11 protein-coding genes are annotated in these 16,667 nt (G+C 50.7%); all 11 read left to right on the forward strand.

Annotation, left to right across the window (positions count from 1 at the left end; translation table 11 throughout):
- Positions 1–789 precede the first annotated feature (789 nt).
- Positions 790–1,287 carry a type VI secretion system contractile sheath small subunit gene (gene tssB, locus M2403_RS15695; RefSeq protein ID WP_152328043.1) on the forward strand — a complete coding sequence of 166 codons (498 nt, stop codon included), beginning with the start codon at positions 790–792 and terminating at the stop codon, positions 1,285–1,287.
- A gap of 28 nt (positions 1,288–1,315) precedes the next feature.
- A complete protein-coding gene (gene tssC, locus M2403_RS15700; RefSeq protein WP_152328042.1) occupies positions 1,316–2,860 on the forward strand; it encodes a type VI secretion system contractile sheath large subunit in 1,545 nt (514 codons plus the stop codon).
- A gap of 15 nt (positions 2,861–2,875) precedes the next feature.
- Positions 2,876–4,225, forward strand: a complete 1,350-nt coding sequence (tssK, locus tag M2403_RS15705) for a type VI secretion system baseplate subunit TssK (RefSeq protein WP_259229950.1) — start codon at positions 2,876–2,878, stop codon at positions 4,223–4,225.
- Positions 4,222–4,896, forward strand: a complete 675-nt coding sequence (gene tssL, locus M2403_RS15710; RefSeq protein ID WP_152328040.1) for a type VI secretion system protein TssL, short form — start codon at positions 4,222–4,224, stop codon at positions 4,894–4,896. Before tssK ends, tssL begins: the two co-directional genes overlap by 4 nt.
- A gap of 1 nt (position 4,897) precedes the next feature.
- A complete protein-coding gene (locus M2403_RS15715; protein ID WP_259229952.1) occupies positions 4,898–6,574 on the forward strand; it encodes an OmpA family protein in 1,677 nt (558 codons plus the stop codon).
- Positions 6,575–6,606: 32 nt separating this feature from the next.
- The gene (gene hcp / locus M2403_RS15720; RefSeq protein WP_101079103.1) at positions 6,607–7,098 is read left to right on the forward strand and encodes a type VI secretion system effector Hcp; all 492 of its coding nucleotides are present in this window, start codon (positions 6,607–6,609) and stop codon (positions 7,096–7,098) included.
- Positions 7,099–7,266: 168 nt separating this feature from the next.
- Positions 7,267–9,927, forward strand: coding sequence for a type VI secretion system ATPase TssH (gene tssH, locus M2403_RS15725; protein WP_259229957.1), 2,661 nt, complete (start codon positions 7,267–7,269; stop codon positions 9,925–9,927).
- Positions 9,924–12,266: a type VI secretion system Vgr family protein gene (locus M2403_RS15730; protein ID WP_259229959.1), complete on the forward strand. Its 2,343-nt coding sequence runs from the start codon at positions 9,924–9,926 to the stop codon at positions 12,264–12,266. The genes tssH and M2403_RS15730 overlap by 4 nt, the downstream gene beginning before the upstream one ends.
- Positions 12,267–12,318: 52 nt before the next feature.
- Positions 12,319–12,834, forward strand: a complete 516-nt coding sequence (locus M2403_RS15735; protein WP_259229961.1) for a YbjP/YqhG family protein — start codon at positions 12,319–12,321, stop codon at positions 12,832–12,834.
- A 15-nt stretch (positions 12,835–12,849) separates the two neighbouring features.
- Positions 12,850–15,747: an N-acetylglucosaminidase gene (locus M2403_RS15740; RefSeq protein WP_259229963.1), complete on the forward strand. Its 2,898-nt coding sequence runs from the start codon at positions 12,850–12,852 to the stop codon at positions 15,745–15,747.
- A complete protein-coding gene (locus tag M2403_RS15745; RefSeq protein WP_259229965.1) occupies positions 15,744–16,589 on the forward strand; it encodes a hypothetical protein in 846 nt (281 codons plus the stop codon). The genes M2403_RS15740 and M2403_RS15745 overlap by 4 nt, the downstream gene beginning before the upstream one ends.
- The last annotated feature ends 78 nt before the right edge of the window (positions 16,590–16,667 follow it).

The following is a 16,667-nucleotide window of genomic DNA, read 5'->3' on the forward strand; positions in this document are numbered from 1 at the left end:
ATCTGAAATTTGCGGCAGGATGATCGGTGTCTGCAATGGCTTCAGCGGGGTACACGACAGAATAAATCTGACTATTCAGAACAAGGCGTTTTCCCTATTTTTGAAATGATCTTTCACGCCCCGAATAAGAAATATGTGATCAACCTCTTTTAAACGCGCTTTAACAGTCAATTTTTCTGACGGCCAGAAATCCGTAAATTACTGGGGGGTAAATATAATCACACCGATGAACAATAAATTCATACGGCATGAATAATTCACCACGCGAATATTCTTAGGAGAATAGGAGGAAAAATCTTATATTTGATCTCTTTTCTCACCCTGTGCCAAATAAAAATTCATTGCGAAACGTTATATATTTTTTGAGGGTGGGTTACCCATTCTTAAGAAATTTCTTACGCCCCTCAACTTGTAAAGAAAATTACTAAAGTCCGAAAGCCTTAGCGCATGCGGCCCGCGGGGTTATATGAAGAAAATTCCTATATATCAATAAAATGATCTGGATCTTGCCATATCAAAATCTGTAACATTTATTTACATATTTAGTTTTCCTTAAAACACCTAATGTTTCTAAAATGCCGCCAACAGGTACTTATCTGAAATTTCATTTCCAGATAAATTCAAAAACACACTGCAAGATGTTCCCAAAAATATTTTGTCTCGCTTGTGACCCTGATTTAGTTGCACACCGACGTGCATAAAAAGGATGTTTTTTTGGCAGGGTTGCCAACCTTTCATTTATTTATGGATTCATTGGCAGCGTTTATCACTCCACAGTAAGGGATAGGCATGTCTAATAGCTTTCAGGAAGAAATACCCAAGGCTCGCGTCAATATTAAACTTGATTTACATACTGGCGGTGCCCAGAAGAAAGTCGAATTACCTTTAAAGTTAATGGTAATGGGCGACTACAGCAATGGCAAAGAGACCCGTCCATTGTCAGAGCGTGAAAAAGTTAATATCAACAAAAATAACTTTAACAGTGTTCTGGCCGACTTTGGCCCGTCGCTCAACCTGACCGTGGAAAACACCCTGGCCGGCGATCGCAGCGAAGAAAGCGTCAGTCTCAACTTCAGAGAGATGAAAGATTTCGAGCCTGAACAGGTTGCACGCCAGATCCCACAACTGCGCGCGATGCTCGCTATGCGTAATTTATTACGTGACCTCAAATCCAACTTATTAGACAACGCCACTTTCCGCAAAGAACTCGAAGCCATCCTGAAAGATGACAATTTGAGCGATGACCTGCGTGCTGAACTGGCTGCTCTGGCTCCCCAGAATTCTTAACCCTTCCTGAACGGATTAACCCGAGACTATGCTGATGTCTGCTACTGAAAACAGTCAAGAAAGCCGCACAACCGTGCTGGAACGTACCGACGCAGGAAGTGTTTATGCGTCATTGTTTGAAAAAATCAATCTGACTCCAGTTTCTGCACTGGGTGATGTTAATGCCTTCCAGGACGATCAGGCGCTGTCTGACGTCTCTACGGATGAACGTGTCACAGCGGCAGTTCAGGTCTTCCTGGAACGCCTGAAACAGTCCGGTCAGAAAGTTGAACGTCTGGACAAAACCTTGCTGGACGGCCACATCGCGATGCTCGACGAGCAAATCAGCCGCCAGCTGGACGAAGTCATGCACCACCCTGAATTCCAGCGTATGGAATCCGGCTGGCGTGGTCTGAAGTTCCTGGTAGACCGTACTGATTTCCGTCAGAACGTAAAAATTGAACTGCTGGACGTTTCTAAAGGCGACCTGCGTCAGGACTTCGAAGATTGCCCGGAGATCATTCAAAGTGGCCTCTACCGCCATACCTACATCCAGGAATATGACACACCGGGCGGCGAGCCAATCGGTTCTGTGATCTCCAACTACGAGTTTGACGCCAGCCCGCAAGACGTCGCGCTGCTGCGCAATATCTCCAAAGTGTCTGCTGCGGCACATATGCCGTTTGTCGGTGCTGTCGGCCCTAAATTCTTCCTGAAAGATTCCATGGAAGAAGTGGCTGCCATCAAGGATATCGGCAACTACTTTGACCGTGCTGAATACATCAAATGGAAATCTTTCCGTGACTCCGATGACTCCCGCTATATCGGTCTGACCATGCCGCGCGTGCTGGGTCGTCTGCCATACGGGCCGGACACCGTGCCAGTTCGCAGCTTCAACTACGTTGAAGAAGTGAAAGGCCCGGATCACGAGAAATACCTGTGGACCAATGCATCTTTCGCGTTTGCAGCAAACATGGTGAAAAGCTTCATCAAAAACGGCTGGTGCGTACAGATCCGCGGCCCGCAGGCTGGCGGTGCAGTCACTGATCTGCCAATCCACTTGTATGATCTGGGCACCGGCAATCAGGTGAAAATCCCATCTGAAGTCATGATCCCGGAAACCCGCGAATTTGAATTCGCCAATCTCGGCTTCATCCCGCTGTCTTACTACAAAAACCGTGATTACTCCTGCTTCTTCTCCGCGAACTCCGCACAGAAACCGGCACTGTATGACACGGCTGATGCTACCGCGAACAGCCGTATTAACGCGCGTCTGCCGTACATCTTCCTGCTGTCACGCATCGCGCATTACCTGAAACTGATTCAGCGTGAAAACATCGGCACCACCAAAGACCGCCGTTTGCTTGAGCTTGAGCTCAACACCTGGGTGCGCTCACTGGTGACTGAAATGACCGATCCTGGCGACGACCTGCAGGCTTCTCACCCGCTGCGCGACGCTAAAGTAACCGTAGAAGATATCGAAGATAACCCGGGCTTCTTCCGCGTGAAACTGTACGCCGTACCGCACTTCCAGGTGGAAGGTATGGACGTCAACCTGTCATTGGTTTCTCAGATGCCGAAGGCGAAAGCGTAAAAGGCCGGAGTGGTAATGAAAATTTATCGACCACTGTGGAGCGAGGGGGCATTGCTGTCCCCTCAGCAGTTCCAGCAGCAGGCCCTGTGGGAGGCGCACAATAACCAGTGCATCGCCCACCTGGCAGTTATCAATCCCTGGGGCGTGGCAAAAGCTGAGTTTGATGATGGCCTCCTGAGCGTACAGCGCTTGCAGGCTCTGCATCTGACGGTACGACTGCCTGACGGTACACTCGCGGACACCGGGAGTAGCGACCTGCTCCCCCCTGCTCGTGACTTATCACGGGACATTCCTGCGCAGGCGACTGAACTCACCATACTCCTGGCGATGCCTTTAATGCAGGCGAACACCAGTAACGTACTGATGACCGACACCGCCGGTGACCGCCCTCTGCGTTACCGTCAGGAATGGATTAATGTGCAGGACATGTTTGGCCAGGAAGTAGAGTCTATGGCCGTTGCGCGCTATGCCCTTTCTTTACGCTTTGACACTGAGGAAAACGATGAGTACCTGACCTGTCCGGTGTTACGCATTGTGCGCGACGGGCAAGGTGGCTGGAGAAAAGACAGCGCATTCATTCCGCCGCTGCTGGCCATGTCAGCACACCCTGAACTGGTGTTAAGCATGGAGCAGATCCTTACACAGCTTCAGGCAAAACGCCGTCGCCTCATGAGCATGCGCCGTGAAAGTAATCAGCGCATGGCGGACTTTGCGGTGGCTGATGTGTCGTTGTTCTGGCTACTCAATGCCCTGAATACGCATGTATCTGCCTTGTCTGAGTTGGTGAAATACCCTGCCCGGCCTCCGGAGCTCGTCTGGTTCGAACTCTCCAGACTGGCGGGAAGCCTGCTGACGTTTTCTCTTGAGCATGACATCGAGGCGATACCGGCCTACGACCATGCGTCACCAGAAACCGTTTTTCCTCCACTGCTCGATTTGATCGGAAAACTACTGGAAGCCAGCCTGCCTTCACGCGTGATCTCACTTGAGATGCAGCGCGTCAGCGGGCAGCAATGGAAAGCACCGCTCAATGATAGCCGGTTGCGTGAAGAGGCTGACTTCTATCTGTCGGTGCGCTCGACCTTGCCAGCGTATCAGCTGATTTCACAGTTCCCTGCGTTGTGCAAAGTGGGGGCGCCAGACGATGTTAATAATATCGTGAATATCGCTCTCAACGGCGTTCCGCTCATTGTTCTAAGCCATGTTCCTGCCGCTATACCGTTGCGGCTTGAAAATCAGTATTTTGCGCTCGATCTTAATCATCCTTCCGCGAAGGCTATGCTGGATTCCGGGGTATGCATGTTCTATGTGCCGGAGTTGCTGGGTGAACTTCAGCTGGAACTGTATGCGGTGCTTCGCTCATGAAAAATGAAATCGATATTGATGAGCTTCTGGCCGATACCTGGCTCGCTGTCGTCCAGTTGCGTAACGGTGTTGTCGCAGAAGAAGGTGATGAGTTGTATGCGCGCTGCCGTGCACAGGTTGAACGGACTCAGGATCAGCTGAAGCTGGCTGGCTTTGACGAAGAAAGCATTGAACATATTACGTATGCGCAATGTGCACTGCTCGATGAAACAGCTCTGGGTCGCCAGCAGTCTGGAAATTCACCCGATAACGGGCATCTGGCGTGGCAACGCGCACCGCTGCAGGCCCGTTTCTTTGGTTCATTGCAGGCAGGTGAAGCGCTGTACGAGCGAATACGCTCCGTACTGCGTCAACCTGCACCGGAGATTGCTGTTCTGACCTGCTTCCACCGTGTTTTGTTACTGGGTTTTCACGGCCAGTACGGTGCGCAGGCGATCAATCTGCAGCAGCGGGAACAAACGCTGGAAGCACTCACTGAACGTGTAATACCTTTCAAAGTGGCGCTCCCGGGCACATTGCTCAGCAAAACAGGACGTGTTCGTGGCAGCGCATTACTGCGATCGCCGTGGTCCTGGGTGCTTATCGCTATTGTCGTGGTAGCTGGTGTCTGGTGGGGTGGTCATCTTTGGCTGCAACATGCTATCAGCCAGCAATTGCCGGGGCTGCACTGATATGCGCATAGGTTCCCGAAAGTCTGTTTACTGGCTGACTGCGCTGGCAGGTAGTCTCATCCTGGTTTTGTGCTGGGTATTCAGTCCGTTTGGCATGCCTGAGAAACTGATTGTCAGCGTGACTACCTTGGTGCTGGGACTTTTGCTGATGTGGTGGGCAAAGCGTCGTGATGTGTACGTCGACACAAATACGCGTCTGAACAACCTGCCGGAAGCCTCATTTTCTCAGCCGGTTGTTCTGGTCTGCGGGGACAAACTGGATGTCTTATTCGGTGATACCACGGTTCGCGTAACGCCGCTTGCCTGCTATGTCAAAACGGATCCCGCTAAACCACTCTCCGTTTTCGTTGATGCAGTTTTATCGCAACGCCCGGGCTGGATCCGCCAGATGTCCATGCTTTTAAGCGTGGCGCCTGAAACTCATGCCGATGAAGCTGTGTTTCGGGCAGAGATCAAAAGCTGGCGCCAGCAGTTTCATCGCCTGCAAAAACGTATTGGTTGCCGTATTCCTGTTCTGATCAGCTGCTGGCTGAACGGGCCCGCATCGCCATGGTTTATCGGTGCGGCCGACGGAAAAATGGTGGTCAGGGAAGAAGAGGCAGGTGCGACATTGCTGGACGAATGGCTGGGTACAGCAGGTACACAGACTCAGTCCGCACGCCAGGCGCAGGCAACCGTTCTGGATGCTGCCTGCATATGGCTACGCACCGTGCTGCTCGACGAAATGCAACGCCCTGAGAGTTTATCTCCACCCGTCCGTCCCGTCGGTATTGGTGTGCGATTTGTGGCCCTTTCAGGCATCGCGGATAACCTCTGGTCAGCCGCTCTGCAGCGCCGGACTTCGCTCGGTGCCCTGATGCCTTTGCAGGCAGGTCAGGAAGGCGTGTTGCCTTTCCCGGATCCTTTACTCCCGCTGCTGTCCGGCACCACGCGGCATATCCGCGCGGGGCTGGCTCCGGTGCTTAGCATTATCATCTTGATGTGTTTTGCCGTCGCAGCCATCGGTTTTTCCGTAAACAACAATCTGTGGCTCATCACGCGTGTCGGTATGGATCTGAACCGCTATCGGGCCATTTCGATGGATAACTATATTCCGAAGGCTGAGGCTGTAAGCGTACTTAAACAGGATGCGCAGTTACTGGAACGCTATCACCGTCAGGGTGAGCCAATGCGTCTGGGGATCTGGCTCTATCAGGGGGAACGCCTGTGGCTGGCATTACAGCAGGAAATCGATCGCTACGTTCCCCCGCCCCCCCCTCCACCGCCCGTTGAGAAAGACACACCGAAAACTGTGCGTCTTGATGCCTTGTCGCTGTTTGACACCGGCAAATCCGACCTCAAACCGGGTTCCCTCAAAATGCTGGTGAACGCGCTGGTCGACATCAAAGCCAAGCCGGGCTGGCTGATCGTCGTCGCCGGACACACCGACATTACCGGAGACGCGAAGGCCAATCAGGTTTTATCCCAGAAGCGTGCGGAATCATTGCGCGACTGGATGCTCTCCACCAGCGATGTTTCCCCGACCTGCTTTGCGGTTCAGGGCTTCGGCGCAACACGCCCGATTGCAACAAATGATACCCCGGAAGGCCGTGCAGCTAACCGTCGTGTCGAAATCAGTCTGGTGCCGCAGGCAGACGCCTGCAAGGCAACAGCAACCCCTGATTCATCAAATGATTGATGGATGCTCAACCTAGAAATGGAGAACTACCCATGGCAATTCCTGTTTATCTGTGGCTGAAAGACGACGGCGGCGCGGACATTAAAGGCTCCGTAGACGTAAAAGATCGCGAAGGCAGCATCGAAGTGGTTGCGCAGGAACATAACCTGTACATCCCGACCGATAACAACACCGGCAAACTGACGGGTACCCGTATTCACACCCCGTTCCTGTTTACCAAAGAAATCGACTCATCCAGCCCGTATTTGTACAAAGCAGTGACCACCGGTCAGACCCTGAAATCTGCTGAGTTCAAATGGTACCGCATCAACGACGCTGGCCAGGAAGTGGAATATTTCAACACCAAGCTTGAGAACGTCAAACTGGTGAAAGTCGCGCCAAAAATGCACGACATCAAAGACCCGGCTAAAGAGAAACACAATCACCTCGAAGCGATTGAGCTGCGTTACGAAAAAATCACCTGGACTTACAAAGACGGCAACATCATTCATTCCGATTCATGGAACGAACGTACCACCGCGTAATTCCCTACAGCAGACGGTTCGCCGTCTGCTGTTTTTGTTGTTTCCAAAACTGCCCTGCTTCCCGGACGGTTTCGTAAACACCAAATAATTCGGACATCGACCTTATGGGCCTGGGTTCCTGCAAAGGAAAGGCTAAGGGCGGTAGCATACCCAAAAAAGGAATTGAGCATGGAACACCAGTCAGCCGTTTTACTACGTCGTCTGAACCCGTATTGCGCGAAAGCGCTGGAAGCTGCCGCGACGCTTTGCCAGACCCGCGCACATGCGGAAATCACGCCTGAACACTGGCTGCTGAAACTGCTCGAACAAGGCGAAGGCGACATCACCGTGCTGGCCCGCCGTTATGAATGGGACATGGACGCGCTCTGGCAAAGCCTGCTGGCCCACCTTGATGCCCTGCCGCGTTCCGTGCGCACCCGTCCGCAGCTCTCCGATGATTTGCAGACGCTGATGAAATCTGCGTGGCTGGCCGCCTCTTTGCAGGACGACAATCAGACTATCCGCAGCGTGAATCTTCTCGAAGCCCTGATCGCCAAACCTAAGCTGCTGCGCTGCGAAGGCCTGTGGCCGCTGTTCAGCCTGAGTGAAGAACATCTCCGCCGTCTCAAACCGATGCTGGATGCGGTGTCCGAAGAGCGTTCAGCGCTCCAGCAACAGGAAAGCCTGAACATGCCGGTGTCCTCGCTGAATGAATCTTCTGCCACGCCGAAAGCCGACAACCTCTCCAGCCACGGTCTGAGCGAAGCCCTGCAAGCCGCACTGGATAAGTTCACGCTGGACGTCACCGCAAAAGCGAAAGCCGGGCAAATTGATCCGGTATTTGGCCGCGATAACGAAATCCGCCAGATGGTTGATATCCTCTCCCGCCGCCGTAAAAACAATCCGATCCTCGTGGGCGAACCGGGCGTGGGGAAAACCGCGCTGGTGGAAGGACTTGCGCTGCGCATCGCGGAGGGGAACGTGCCGGACAGCCTGAAAACGGTCAGCCTGCGCACGCTGGATTTGGGTCTGCTTCAGGCCGGTGCGGGCGTTAAAGGGGAATTCGAACAACGTCTGAAAAACGTCATCGACGCCGTCCAGCACTCCCCGACGCCCGTTATCCTGTTTATCGACGAAGCGCATACCATCATCGGCGCAGGCAATCAGGCCGGTGGCGCGGACGCCGCCAACCTCCTAAAACCCGCCCTTGCCCGCGGCGAACTGCGTACCATCGCCGCCACCACCTGGTCAGAATACAAACAGTATTTTGAACGCGACGCCGCCCTCGAGCGCCGCTTCCAGATTGTCAAAGTCGACGAGCCGGACGACGAGATGGCCAGCCTGATGCTGCGCGGCCTGAAATCCCGCTACGCCGGACATCACGGCGTACACATTACCGATGAAGCGGTAAAAGCCGCCGTCAGCCTGTCGCGCCGCTATATCACCGGCCGTCAGCTGCCGGACAAAGCCGTCGATTTGCTGGACACCGCCAGCGCCCGCGTCCGTATGAGCCTCGATACATTGCCGGAAGATTTAACCCGTCTGAAAGCGCAAATCACCGCGCTGGAAATGGAAGAACAGGCACTGCTGGAAGATATTGCGCTGGGCAACAAAACGCACGGCGATCGCCTTGAAAAGATTGAACAGGAGACCGACCGTCTGAGCAAACAACTCACCGCGCTGGACACACAGTATCACGCGGAGAAAGCCCTGACGCAGCAACTGCTGGAGACCCGCCAGGACATCAGCCGTCAGCAAGAAATCGCCAGCCTGCAGGATCAGCTCAGCCATTTGCAGGGCAATGCGCCGCTGCTGAGTCTGGATGTTGATGTGCGCACGGTGGCTACCGTGATTGCCGACTGGACCGGCGTGCCGTTGTCCAGCCTGTTAAAAGACGAACAGACAGATTTGCTGCAACTTGAAAATCACCTGGGGCAGCGCGTCATCGGGCAGGATCACGCGCTCATGGAAATGGCGCAGCGTCTGCGCGCTGCCAAAACCGGCCTGACGTCGGAAAACGGTCCGCTGGGCGTATTTCTGCTGGTCGGGCCGAGCGGCGTGGGTAAAACCGAGACCGCGCTGTCACTCGCCGACTGCCTGTTCGGCGGCGAGAAATCCCTGATTACTATTAATCTCAGCGAATATCAGGAAGCGCACACCGTTTCCCAGCTGAAAGGTTCCCCTCCGGGCTACGTCGGCTACGGCCAGGGTGGGATTCTGACCGAAGCCGTACGCAAACGTCCGTACAGCGTCGTCCTGCTCGATGAAGTCGAGAAAGCGCACCGCGACGTGATGAACCTGTTCTATCAGGTCTTCGACCGCGGCTTTATGCGCGACGGCGAAGGGCGGGAGATCGACTTCCGTAATACCGTCATTCTGATGACCGCCAACCTTGGCAGCGACTACATCATGCAGCTGCTGGAGGAACAACCGGAAGCCACTGACAGCGATTTACAGGAAATGCTGCGCCCTGTCCTGCGCGATCACTTCCAGCCCGCGCTGCTCGCCCGTTTCCAGACCCTGATTTACCGCCCGCTGGCGGCAGACGCGCTGCGCACCATCGTTGAGATGAAACTGGCGCAGGTCGCCAGACGACTGAGCAAACATTACGGCCTGCAAACCACCATCGAAGAAAGCCTCTACGACACGCTGGTCGCCGCCTGCCTGCTGCCGGACACCGGCGCGCGTAACATCGACAGCCTGCTCAACCAGCAGATCTTGCCGGTGCTGAGCCAGCAACTGCTGAGCCGCATGAGCGGGCAACAACGCACCACTTCACTGGCGCTGGGCTGGGATGAAGAGGAAGGGATTACGCTGGAATTTGATGCTGAAAAAGGAAATAACGCATGAGTGCATCCGATGTCTTAAACCTGCTGCAAAACCAGTCCCGTTACCGGGTGGATGTGCACGGCTGTGCGGCATTTCTCGACGTACTACGCTTCGAAGGGGAAGAATGCCTCAGCGAACCGTTTGAGTACATTATCCATGCGACCTGCACGGACGCTGGCCTGACCGCCGAACAGATGGTGTTGAAACTGGCCACGTTTACGATGCAGACGCCCATGTTTGGCATCGCCGGCACCGCCATACCCGTTCGCGCCGTGCACGGCGTGATCCAGCATTTTTCCCGCATTTCTACCTCGGCGGATGAAACGGTTTACCGGATTGTTCTGGTGCCTCGCGTGGCGCTGCTTCGTCATAGCGAAAAATGTGCCCTTTACCTCAATCAGTCCGTTCAGGAAGTCGTCGAGAAAGTTCTGCGCGATCACGGACTGGAAGGCGCGGATTTCGAGTTTCAGCTTTCACAATCTTACCCGGCCCGCGAACTGATCACCCAGTGGCGCGAGACGGACTTAGCCTTCATACAGCGCTTACTGGCCGAGGTCGGGATTTACTGGCGATTTGAAATGGACACGCGTCTTGAGCATGACGTCATTATCTTTGCCGACAGCCAGCAGCAATACAAATTCGGCATAAGTCTGCCTCTGCGTAATCAGGCGGGCATGAGCGACAGCGGTGCAGAAAGTGTCTGGGCGCTGACTACCCGTCATCAGGTGGTGACACAGCAGGTCACCACCCGCGATTACAACTACCGTGATGCGCTTAGCCCGATGGACAGCACGGCCAACGCCGCAGGTGGCGATGACACCACAGAAGGTGAAGCCTACCATTACGCCGAACCGTTTCTGGAGTCCGGCTCAGAAGACGCCGTGGAAACCGGTGCGTTTTATGCCCGCCTGCGCCATGAGCGACTGCTTAATACCCAAAAAGCGGTCACCGGACGCAGCAGTAGCCCACAGCTGGCACCGGGTCAGGTGCTGGAAGTGGACGGCACCGTGCCCTCTGTAATCAGCCCAGGCATCTTGCTGACCGGCATCCAAACCAGCGGTTCACGCAAGAATGCCTTCACGGCTCACCTGACCGGCCAGCCTTACAGCGAAACTGTCTGTTTCCGCCCTGTTCTTCCCGCACGTCCGGCGATTGCAGGCACCTTACCGGCACGGGTTGAGAGCACCACAAAAGGCGACACCTATTCCTGGCTGGACAGTCAGGGTCGCTATCGCGTGAAGCTTGATTTTGACCGTGACGAACAGGAACAGGGTTACGCCTATCTCTGGCTGCGCATGGCGAAACCTTACGCCGGGGACACGTATGGCTGGCATGCCCCCTTGCTGGACGGCACCGAAGTTGCCATTGCATTTGACAGCGGCGATTGTGACCGCCCGTACATCGCTTACGCCCTGCATGATTCGGCGCACAGCGATCACGTTACTGACGATAACCATACCCGTAACGTCCTGCGGACTCCGTCTTTCAACAAACTGAGAATGGAGGATAAACGTCAGGAAGAGCACGTTAAGCTCGCGACTGAATTCGGTAAGACACAGCTGAACATGGGCCACCTGGTTGATGCCGGACGTGAAAAGCGCGGTGCCGGGTTTGAAATCCGGACGGATGAACACGGCGTCATGCGGGCCGGTAAAGGTATTTTTATCAGCGCCGAAGAACAGCTTAAGGCACAAGGTGAGGTGCTGGAGATGGCACCCGCACTTGGCCAAATCAAGCAGGCTAACAACGAGATGCAGGCGCTGAGCGATGCCGCGACTCAGGCTAGCGCGCTGGCATCCGATATCCAGAAACAGCTGAGTTTTGTTCAGGACCGCCTGACAAAACTGCAATCCGCTGCCGTTCTGGTCAGCGCACCAATGGGCGTGGCACTCACCAGCGGCGAGCATTTGCAGCTTGCGGCAAAACAAAATCTGATGATGAACGCCGGTAACAACGCCGATATCGGTGTGATGAAAAACCTGTTTATCGGTGCCGGTGAAGCGCTGAGTATGTTTGTGCACAAACAGGACGCAAAACTGATCGCCAATCAGGGAAAGGTCAATATTGAAGCGCAAAACAACACGATGGCCCTGACCGCCAGACAAACCCTGACCATCACCAGTTCGGAAGATGAAATCGTCATCACCACGCCGAAAAAACTGACACTTAACGGCGGCGGTTCTTACCTGACACTGGATGCCAGCAAAATCGAGCACGGCTCGTCAGGAGATATGACCATCAAATGCACGAACTATTTAGTGCCGATGACAGGGGCGTCTAAACCAAGTGATACACCAAAATTCACGACGGCGACGCTGGATATTTCAGAAAAAAATTCTGGAAAAGATTTTTCTGCATAAATATTTAATTACATTCGGATGCTAAAACTCTAATCGACTTCGCGAGGCTTAAATGAAGGTCAATATTATTTATAAATTTCTCGCATCATTGATTTTAAGTTTTTTTATAGTCAGTGTTGTTTATGCCGGAAACGATACTTCTGAAAATCCGGTAGATAAAACTCAGCAGTTCTACACGAAATACATTCAACTTTATTTCAAAATTACTCCTCCCGATGCTCCTGAACTGAAAAAACTAATGAAGGACAATGTGTCGCCATCGTTTTTAGAAAAAATTAAAAAAGCCCAAATTTGTGCAGATGGAAAGGATCCGGTTTGCCGCATCGAAGAAGTGAGTCCAGAGGATGGCTACGTATACATTATACGAGCCCAGGATGCATACGATGATTGGGTGCACGTCAACGTTGATCCGATATCGCTGAGTGACCGAAAAGCAGTTGTTAAAGTATCACTGGGTGGGGTTCAGGAGAAAGCCCATATACTTTCAGTGAGCCTTATTAATATTAATGGCCATTGGAAAATAAATTCTGTTTCGGATCTTAGCCCCGCTAAATATCGCTTTCAATAACTGAGTAAAACTGCAATGTGGAATAAAGAATCTGCAATATCACATTTAAACGACAATTCAACTGATGCCAGTCAAGGGGAATGCGCCAAATTTGTCAGATTATCCATTAAAGCGGGTGGCATAAGCATCGTATCACCACCTCTTCGCCCCGGTTATAAATATCCTGCCGCTGCCGACTACGGCGGATCACTTTTGCAAAAAGGGTTTCATGTTGTTTACACACATGTGGCTGGGGGGACTGAACTGACTGATACCGCATCAGTTCCAGGTCAGCAAGCCGGTGATGTTGTCGTAATCGCAGAAATACCAGGCCACAAGTATGGTCATATGGCAATGTTCAACGGCACCCAGTGGGTATCAGATTTCAAACAAAAGAAAAGTTTCTATCCTGCAAATGCATACATTGCATTAAAATCTGCATTTATTATGTACCGCTTCGGGGGCTCAGAAGAACAAACAACTCCCGCAGAAAGCAAGACCGACAATAAAGATCTCCATATCTGCTACCCCATCACCAAAAATGCTAAGGGAGATGAGTTTGGCAACAGCGAAGAGATACTGTCTCATATAGAAAAGGAACCCGCGGGGTTATATCTGGTTGGCCGGAATGGGATGTGGCACGGCGGTATTCATATCAGTTCTGTCACTACGCCATGGTGTGCGCTGAGCGGAAACGGAGCCTCGGAATCTACTGACTTCCCAACGCCATATAAAGGAGAACAACCCCTGCGATGCATGGCAGATGGCGAAGTCGTCGCTTACCGTATTTGTAAGGATTATCTTCACGCGCCGTGGCCCTCCGGTGAACTCAGCTATTCGGGCTCTTTCGTGCTGATACGCCATTATCTCCAGCCGGGTGAAGACAAAAAAAGCAGTCTGACATTTTACACGCTGTACATGCACCTTGCCCCATGGTCGGCTTATCAGGGCAAAAAAGGAAAAACAAGCTGGAAAATAAACGAAAAAACCGGCTTATCCGCCTATGAAGATGCAGGCCGGACGATCCGCAAAGGTACATTGCCAAAGGGAACCAAAGTACGTTGGGATGAAAGCAATGGGAGCCTTAAGACCCAAACGGATAAGGGCCGCATTTATGGCAATGTCACTCTTGACCAGGATGTGATTGTCAAAGCTCATGGGCAAACACCCGAAAAAAAACTGTTCAGTAAAGGCGAATTGGTATGGGTTCTGGCGGACAGAGATAATTTAAAAACAACGGAATCTGTCGTTATCCCACCAGCATGGTGGGCGCATTTTCAGCCACCATCAAAGGAAACGCTTGAATACGACAAGGTTGTCTGTCCGACTCCGTTTCGTATTAATGCCAAAGCTCCTGTAGGACATTTGGGTTATTATCAAAACCCGGTCAGCATGGGCTATATACCCCGCTATCAGGCACATATTGAATGTTTGAGTGTGGACGAAAACTTACCGACATTCCTGACCAACCCGGATAAAGTCGAGCGGGATAAACCTTTGTACCTGAAATATTCACCGGGATTGCTTCGTTATAATAAAGATCTCTCTACCGGTAAATTTGTTAAAGAAACACAGGTAACCCGCTCAACTGGCATTGCCACATTATCGAAGATTAAACCGGCTAGTGGACCTGTTGATGGCACCAATCCGGCCGAAACGTATTATCAAATCTATCCGGAAACGGCGTGGCTGGCAAAAAGCAGTGTGAAGTTGTTATCGCGATATGACCTGGGCGAGCTGGGCTTTACGTTGACCGATGATTCGCCTCAAAGCTTTGATAAACTTGAAGGTAAAATTCCGCCAGAAAGTCTCATCAAAAAAATACTGGATATATTGCATCACGATTCACAGCAGGATACGCGTATTGACTATGCGTTGATGCAAACAAACTACAAACGTCTGATTGATATGCTGAGCGCTAAACCTGAAAGCTATTCTCCGGAAGAATACCGCCAGGCGATACACAATCCACACATGCGTGATTCGCTCTTTAGAATCATCGCAAAACATCCCAGTGAATGGTATTTCAAACCGGAAGATTCCTTGTGGCAAACCTTCCTTAAGAATCTGGCAAAAGATCAGCCCGAATGGAAAGCCTACAATGAGACAGCGATTGAAAAACTGGGCTGGATACAGGATTTGGACAAAAGCAAAGTGGCTTTGGGACCGTCGTTGTGGCATATGCATCCGATAGTGTTTTTGAATATGATGAGTTCGAAGGGACGTTTTTCATATAAATACTCAAACTATAACATCACTCTCGAAGATGCTTTAGATACTCAATTGAAGCTCGGTAACAATGGTGGACCTACCATGCAAAAGGGCGGAGGGTTCCCTCGGATAAGCAAGGAAGAAACCCGTCCTTACTTTGATCCTGAGATACATCTGGAAGAACCTGATATTTTCCAATATCTTGATATCTCTATGCCAGTAAGTGTTAATGAGGAACAAATGAGAGCCTATCTTTCAAACAAAAATATCTTATCCGGACATGAGGCAACATTTTTAAATGCGGCTCAAAAATACGGTGTGAATGCTATTTATCTAGCTGTTCATGCATCGCTTGAAACAGGAAATGGGAAAAGCCCACTCGGTACAGGTATTATAGTAGATGGTGTAAAAGTATATAATATGTATGGAATTGGCGCTTTAGACGGAAAAGCAGTTGTTACCGGTTCGAATATGGCTAAGAAGATGGGTTGGACTACGCCAGAAAAAGCAATAGATGGAGGTGCATCATGGATAGCAAGTCATTATATACTTGCGAAACAAAACACATTGTACAAAATGAGATGGAATCCTGAGAAACCTGGCACACATCAATATGCCACAGCAGCTAATTGGGCCTTAGCTCAAAGTAAATCACTTAAGCGCGAGTGTGATCTATTCCCTGAAGTTACTTTACCTTTGGATATCCCGGTATATAAAAAATGAAAATTAAATACTCATTTAGAAAGAACGCCATATCTATATTATATTTGGTTACTATATTCACAATCAATAGTGCTCTGGCTGAGAGTGATTCATGTCAGAAACTACAAAATACTGCCAAAGTGACTACTATAAACGGCCAAACAGATATACCGAGGGATACCTACGTATTTGCAAATAAAAATAGAGTGATGTTCTATAACGCACCAAATAAACTGTGTAAAATTAATGACATTTTTGTTGTAAATGGTGATTTGCTATATGCATATAAAAAATTTCTCACATATACTTATGTAAGCTATCCAACAATTAAAGGGCAATATGTTTTTGGTTGGGTAAACAGCGATGACATAGATGCTTTCTCTCCTGAAAAAGCAGTGAGAAATAAAAAACGACTATTCATTACAGATTTTATTGTAATGAACGATAGCAATTGGTTCGGATTGGGAACTAACCATGAAAGTTTGGGCGTCAAAGAATACGAAATATCATCAAGTTTCATTGGTGATTTCCCAAATAACGTTGGTGGTCTGGATAAGTTTTACGCACATGAATACACGAACTTTTCAATCATAGAATCTAACGTTGGTTATGATAAAAGACTGTGGAGCATGGATGATAGTAATATAATTTCCTCCATCACCTTAAAAACGCCAAAATATAAAACCATTCGCAATATAAAAGTTGGTGATTCTGCCAATGACATCCGCAGTGCATACAATTTACTACCAGATAAAGAAGACAACAACAAAATTGAATATTTATTTTCCGGGATGTCTTTAGTTTTTAATTTAAACAAAGATAAAATAACCTCTATCGAAATGTCTATCGTTATAGATAATTAAAAATTCTGAAAATATAAAATCACTGTATTAAATGTAATTAGTGAGTTTATGGGGTCCATAAACTAATCAGTGATCCAC

Origin of the sequence: Rahnella sp. BIGb0603 (genome assembly GCF_024808755.1) — a bacterium.
Taxonomy (GTDB): domain Bacteria; phylum Pseudomonadota; class Gammaproteobacteria; order Enterobacterales; family Enterobacteriaceae; genus Rahnella; species Rahnella contaminans.

Coding starts and splice junctions, on each gene's coding strand:
- tssB (WP_152328043.1), top strand. CDS start 790: ATGTCTAATAGCTTTCAGGAAGAAATACCCAAGGCTCGCGTCAATATT.
- tssC (WP_152328042.1), top strand. CDS start 1,316: ATGCTGATGTCTGCTACTGAAAACAGTCAAGAAAGCCGCACAACCGTG.
- tssK (WP_259229950.1), top strand. CDS start 2,876: ATGAAAATTTATCGACCACTGTGGAGCGAGGGGGCATTGCTGTCCCCT.
- tssL (WP_152328040.1), top strand. CDS start 4,222: ATGAAAAATGAAATCGATATTGATGAGCTTCTGGCCGATACCTGGCTC.
- M2403_RS15715 (WP_259229952.1), top strand. CDS start 4,898: ATGCGCATAGGTTCCCGAAAGTCTGTTTACTGGCTGACTGCGCTGGCA.
- hcp (WP_101079103.1), top strand. CDS start 6,607: ATGGCAATTCCTGTTTATCTGTGGCTGAAAGACGACGGCGGCGCGGAC.
- tssH (WP_259229957.1), top strand. CDS start 7,267: ATGGAACACCAGTCAGCCGTTTTACTACGTCGTCTGAACCCGTATTGC.
- M2403_RS15730 (WP_259229959.1), top strand. CDS start 9,924: ATGAGTGCATCCGATGTCTTAAACCTGCTGCAAAACCAGTCCCGTTAC.
- M2403_RS15735 (WP_259229961.1), top strand. CDS start 12,319: ATGAAGGTCAATATTATTTATAAATTTCTCGCATCATTGATTTTAAGT.
- M2403_RS15740 (WP_259229963.1), top strand. CDS start 12,850: ATGTGGAATAAAGAATCTGCAATATCACATTTAAACGACAATTCAACT.
- M2403_RS15745 (WP_259229965.1), top strand. CDS start 15,744: ATGAAAATTAAATACTCATTTAGAAAGAACGCCATATCTATATTATAT.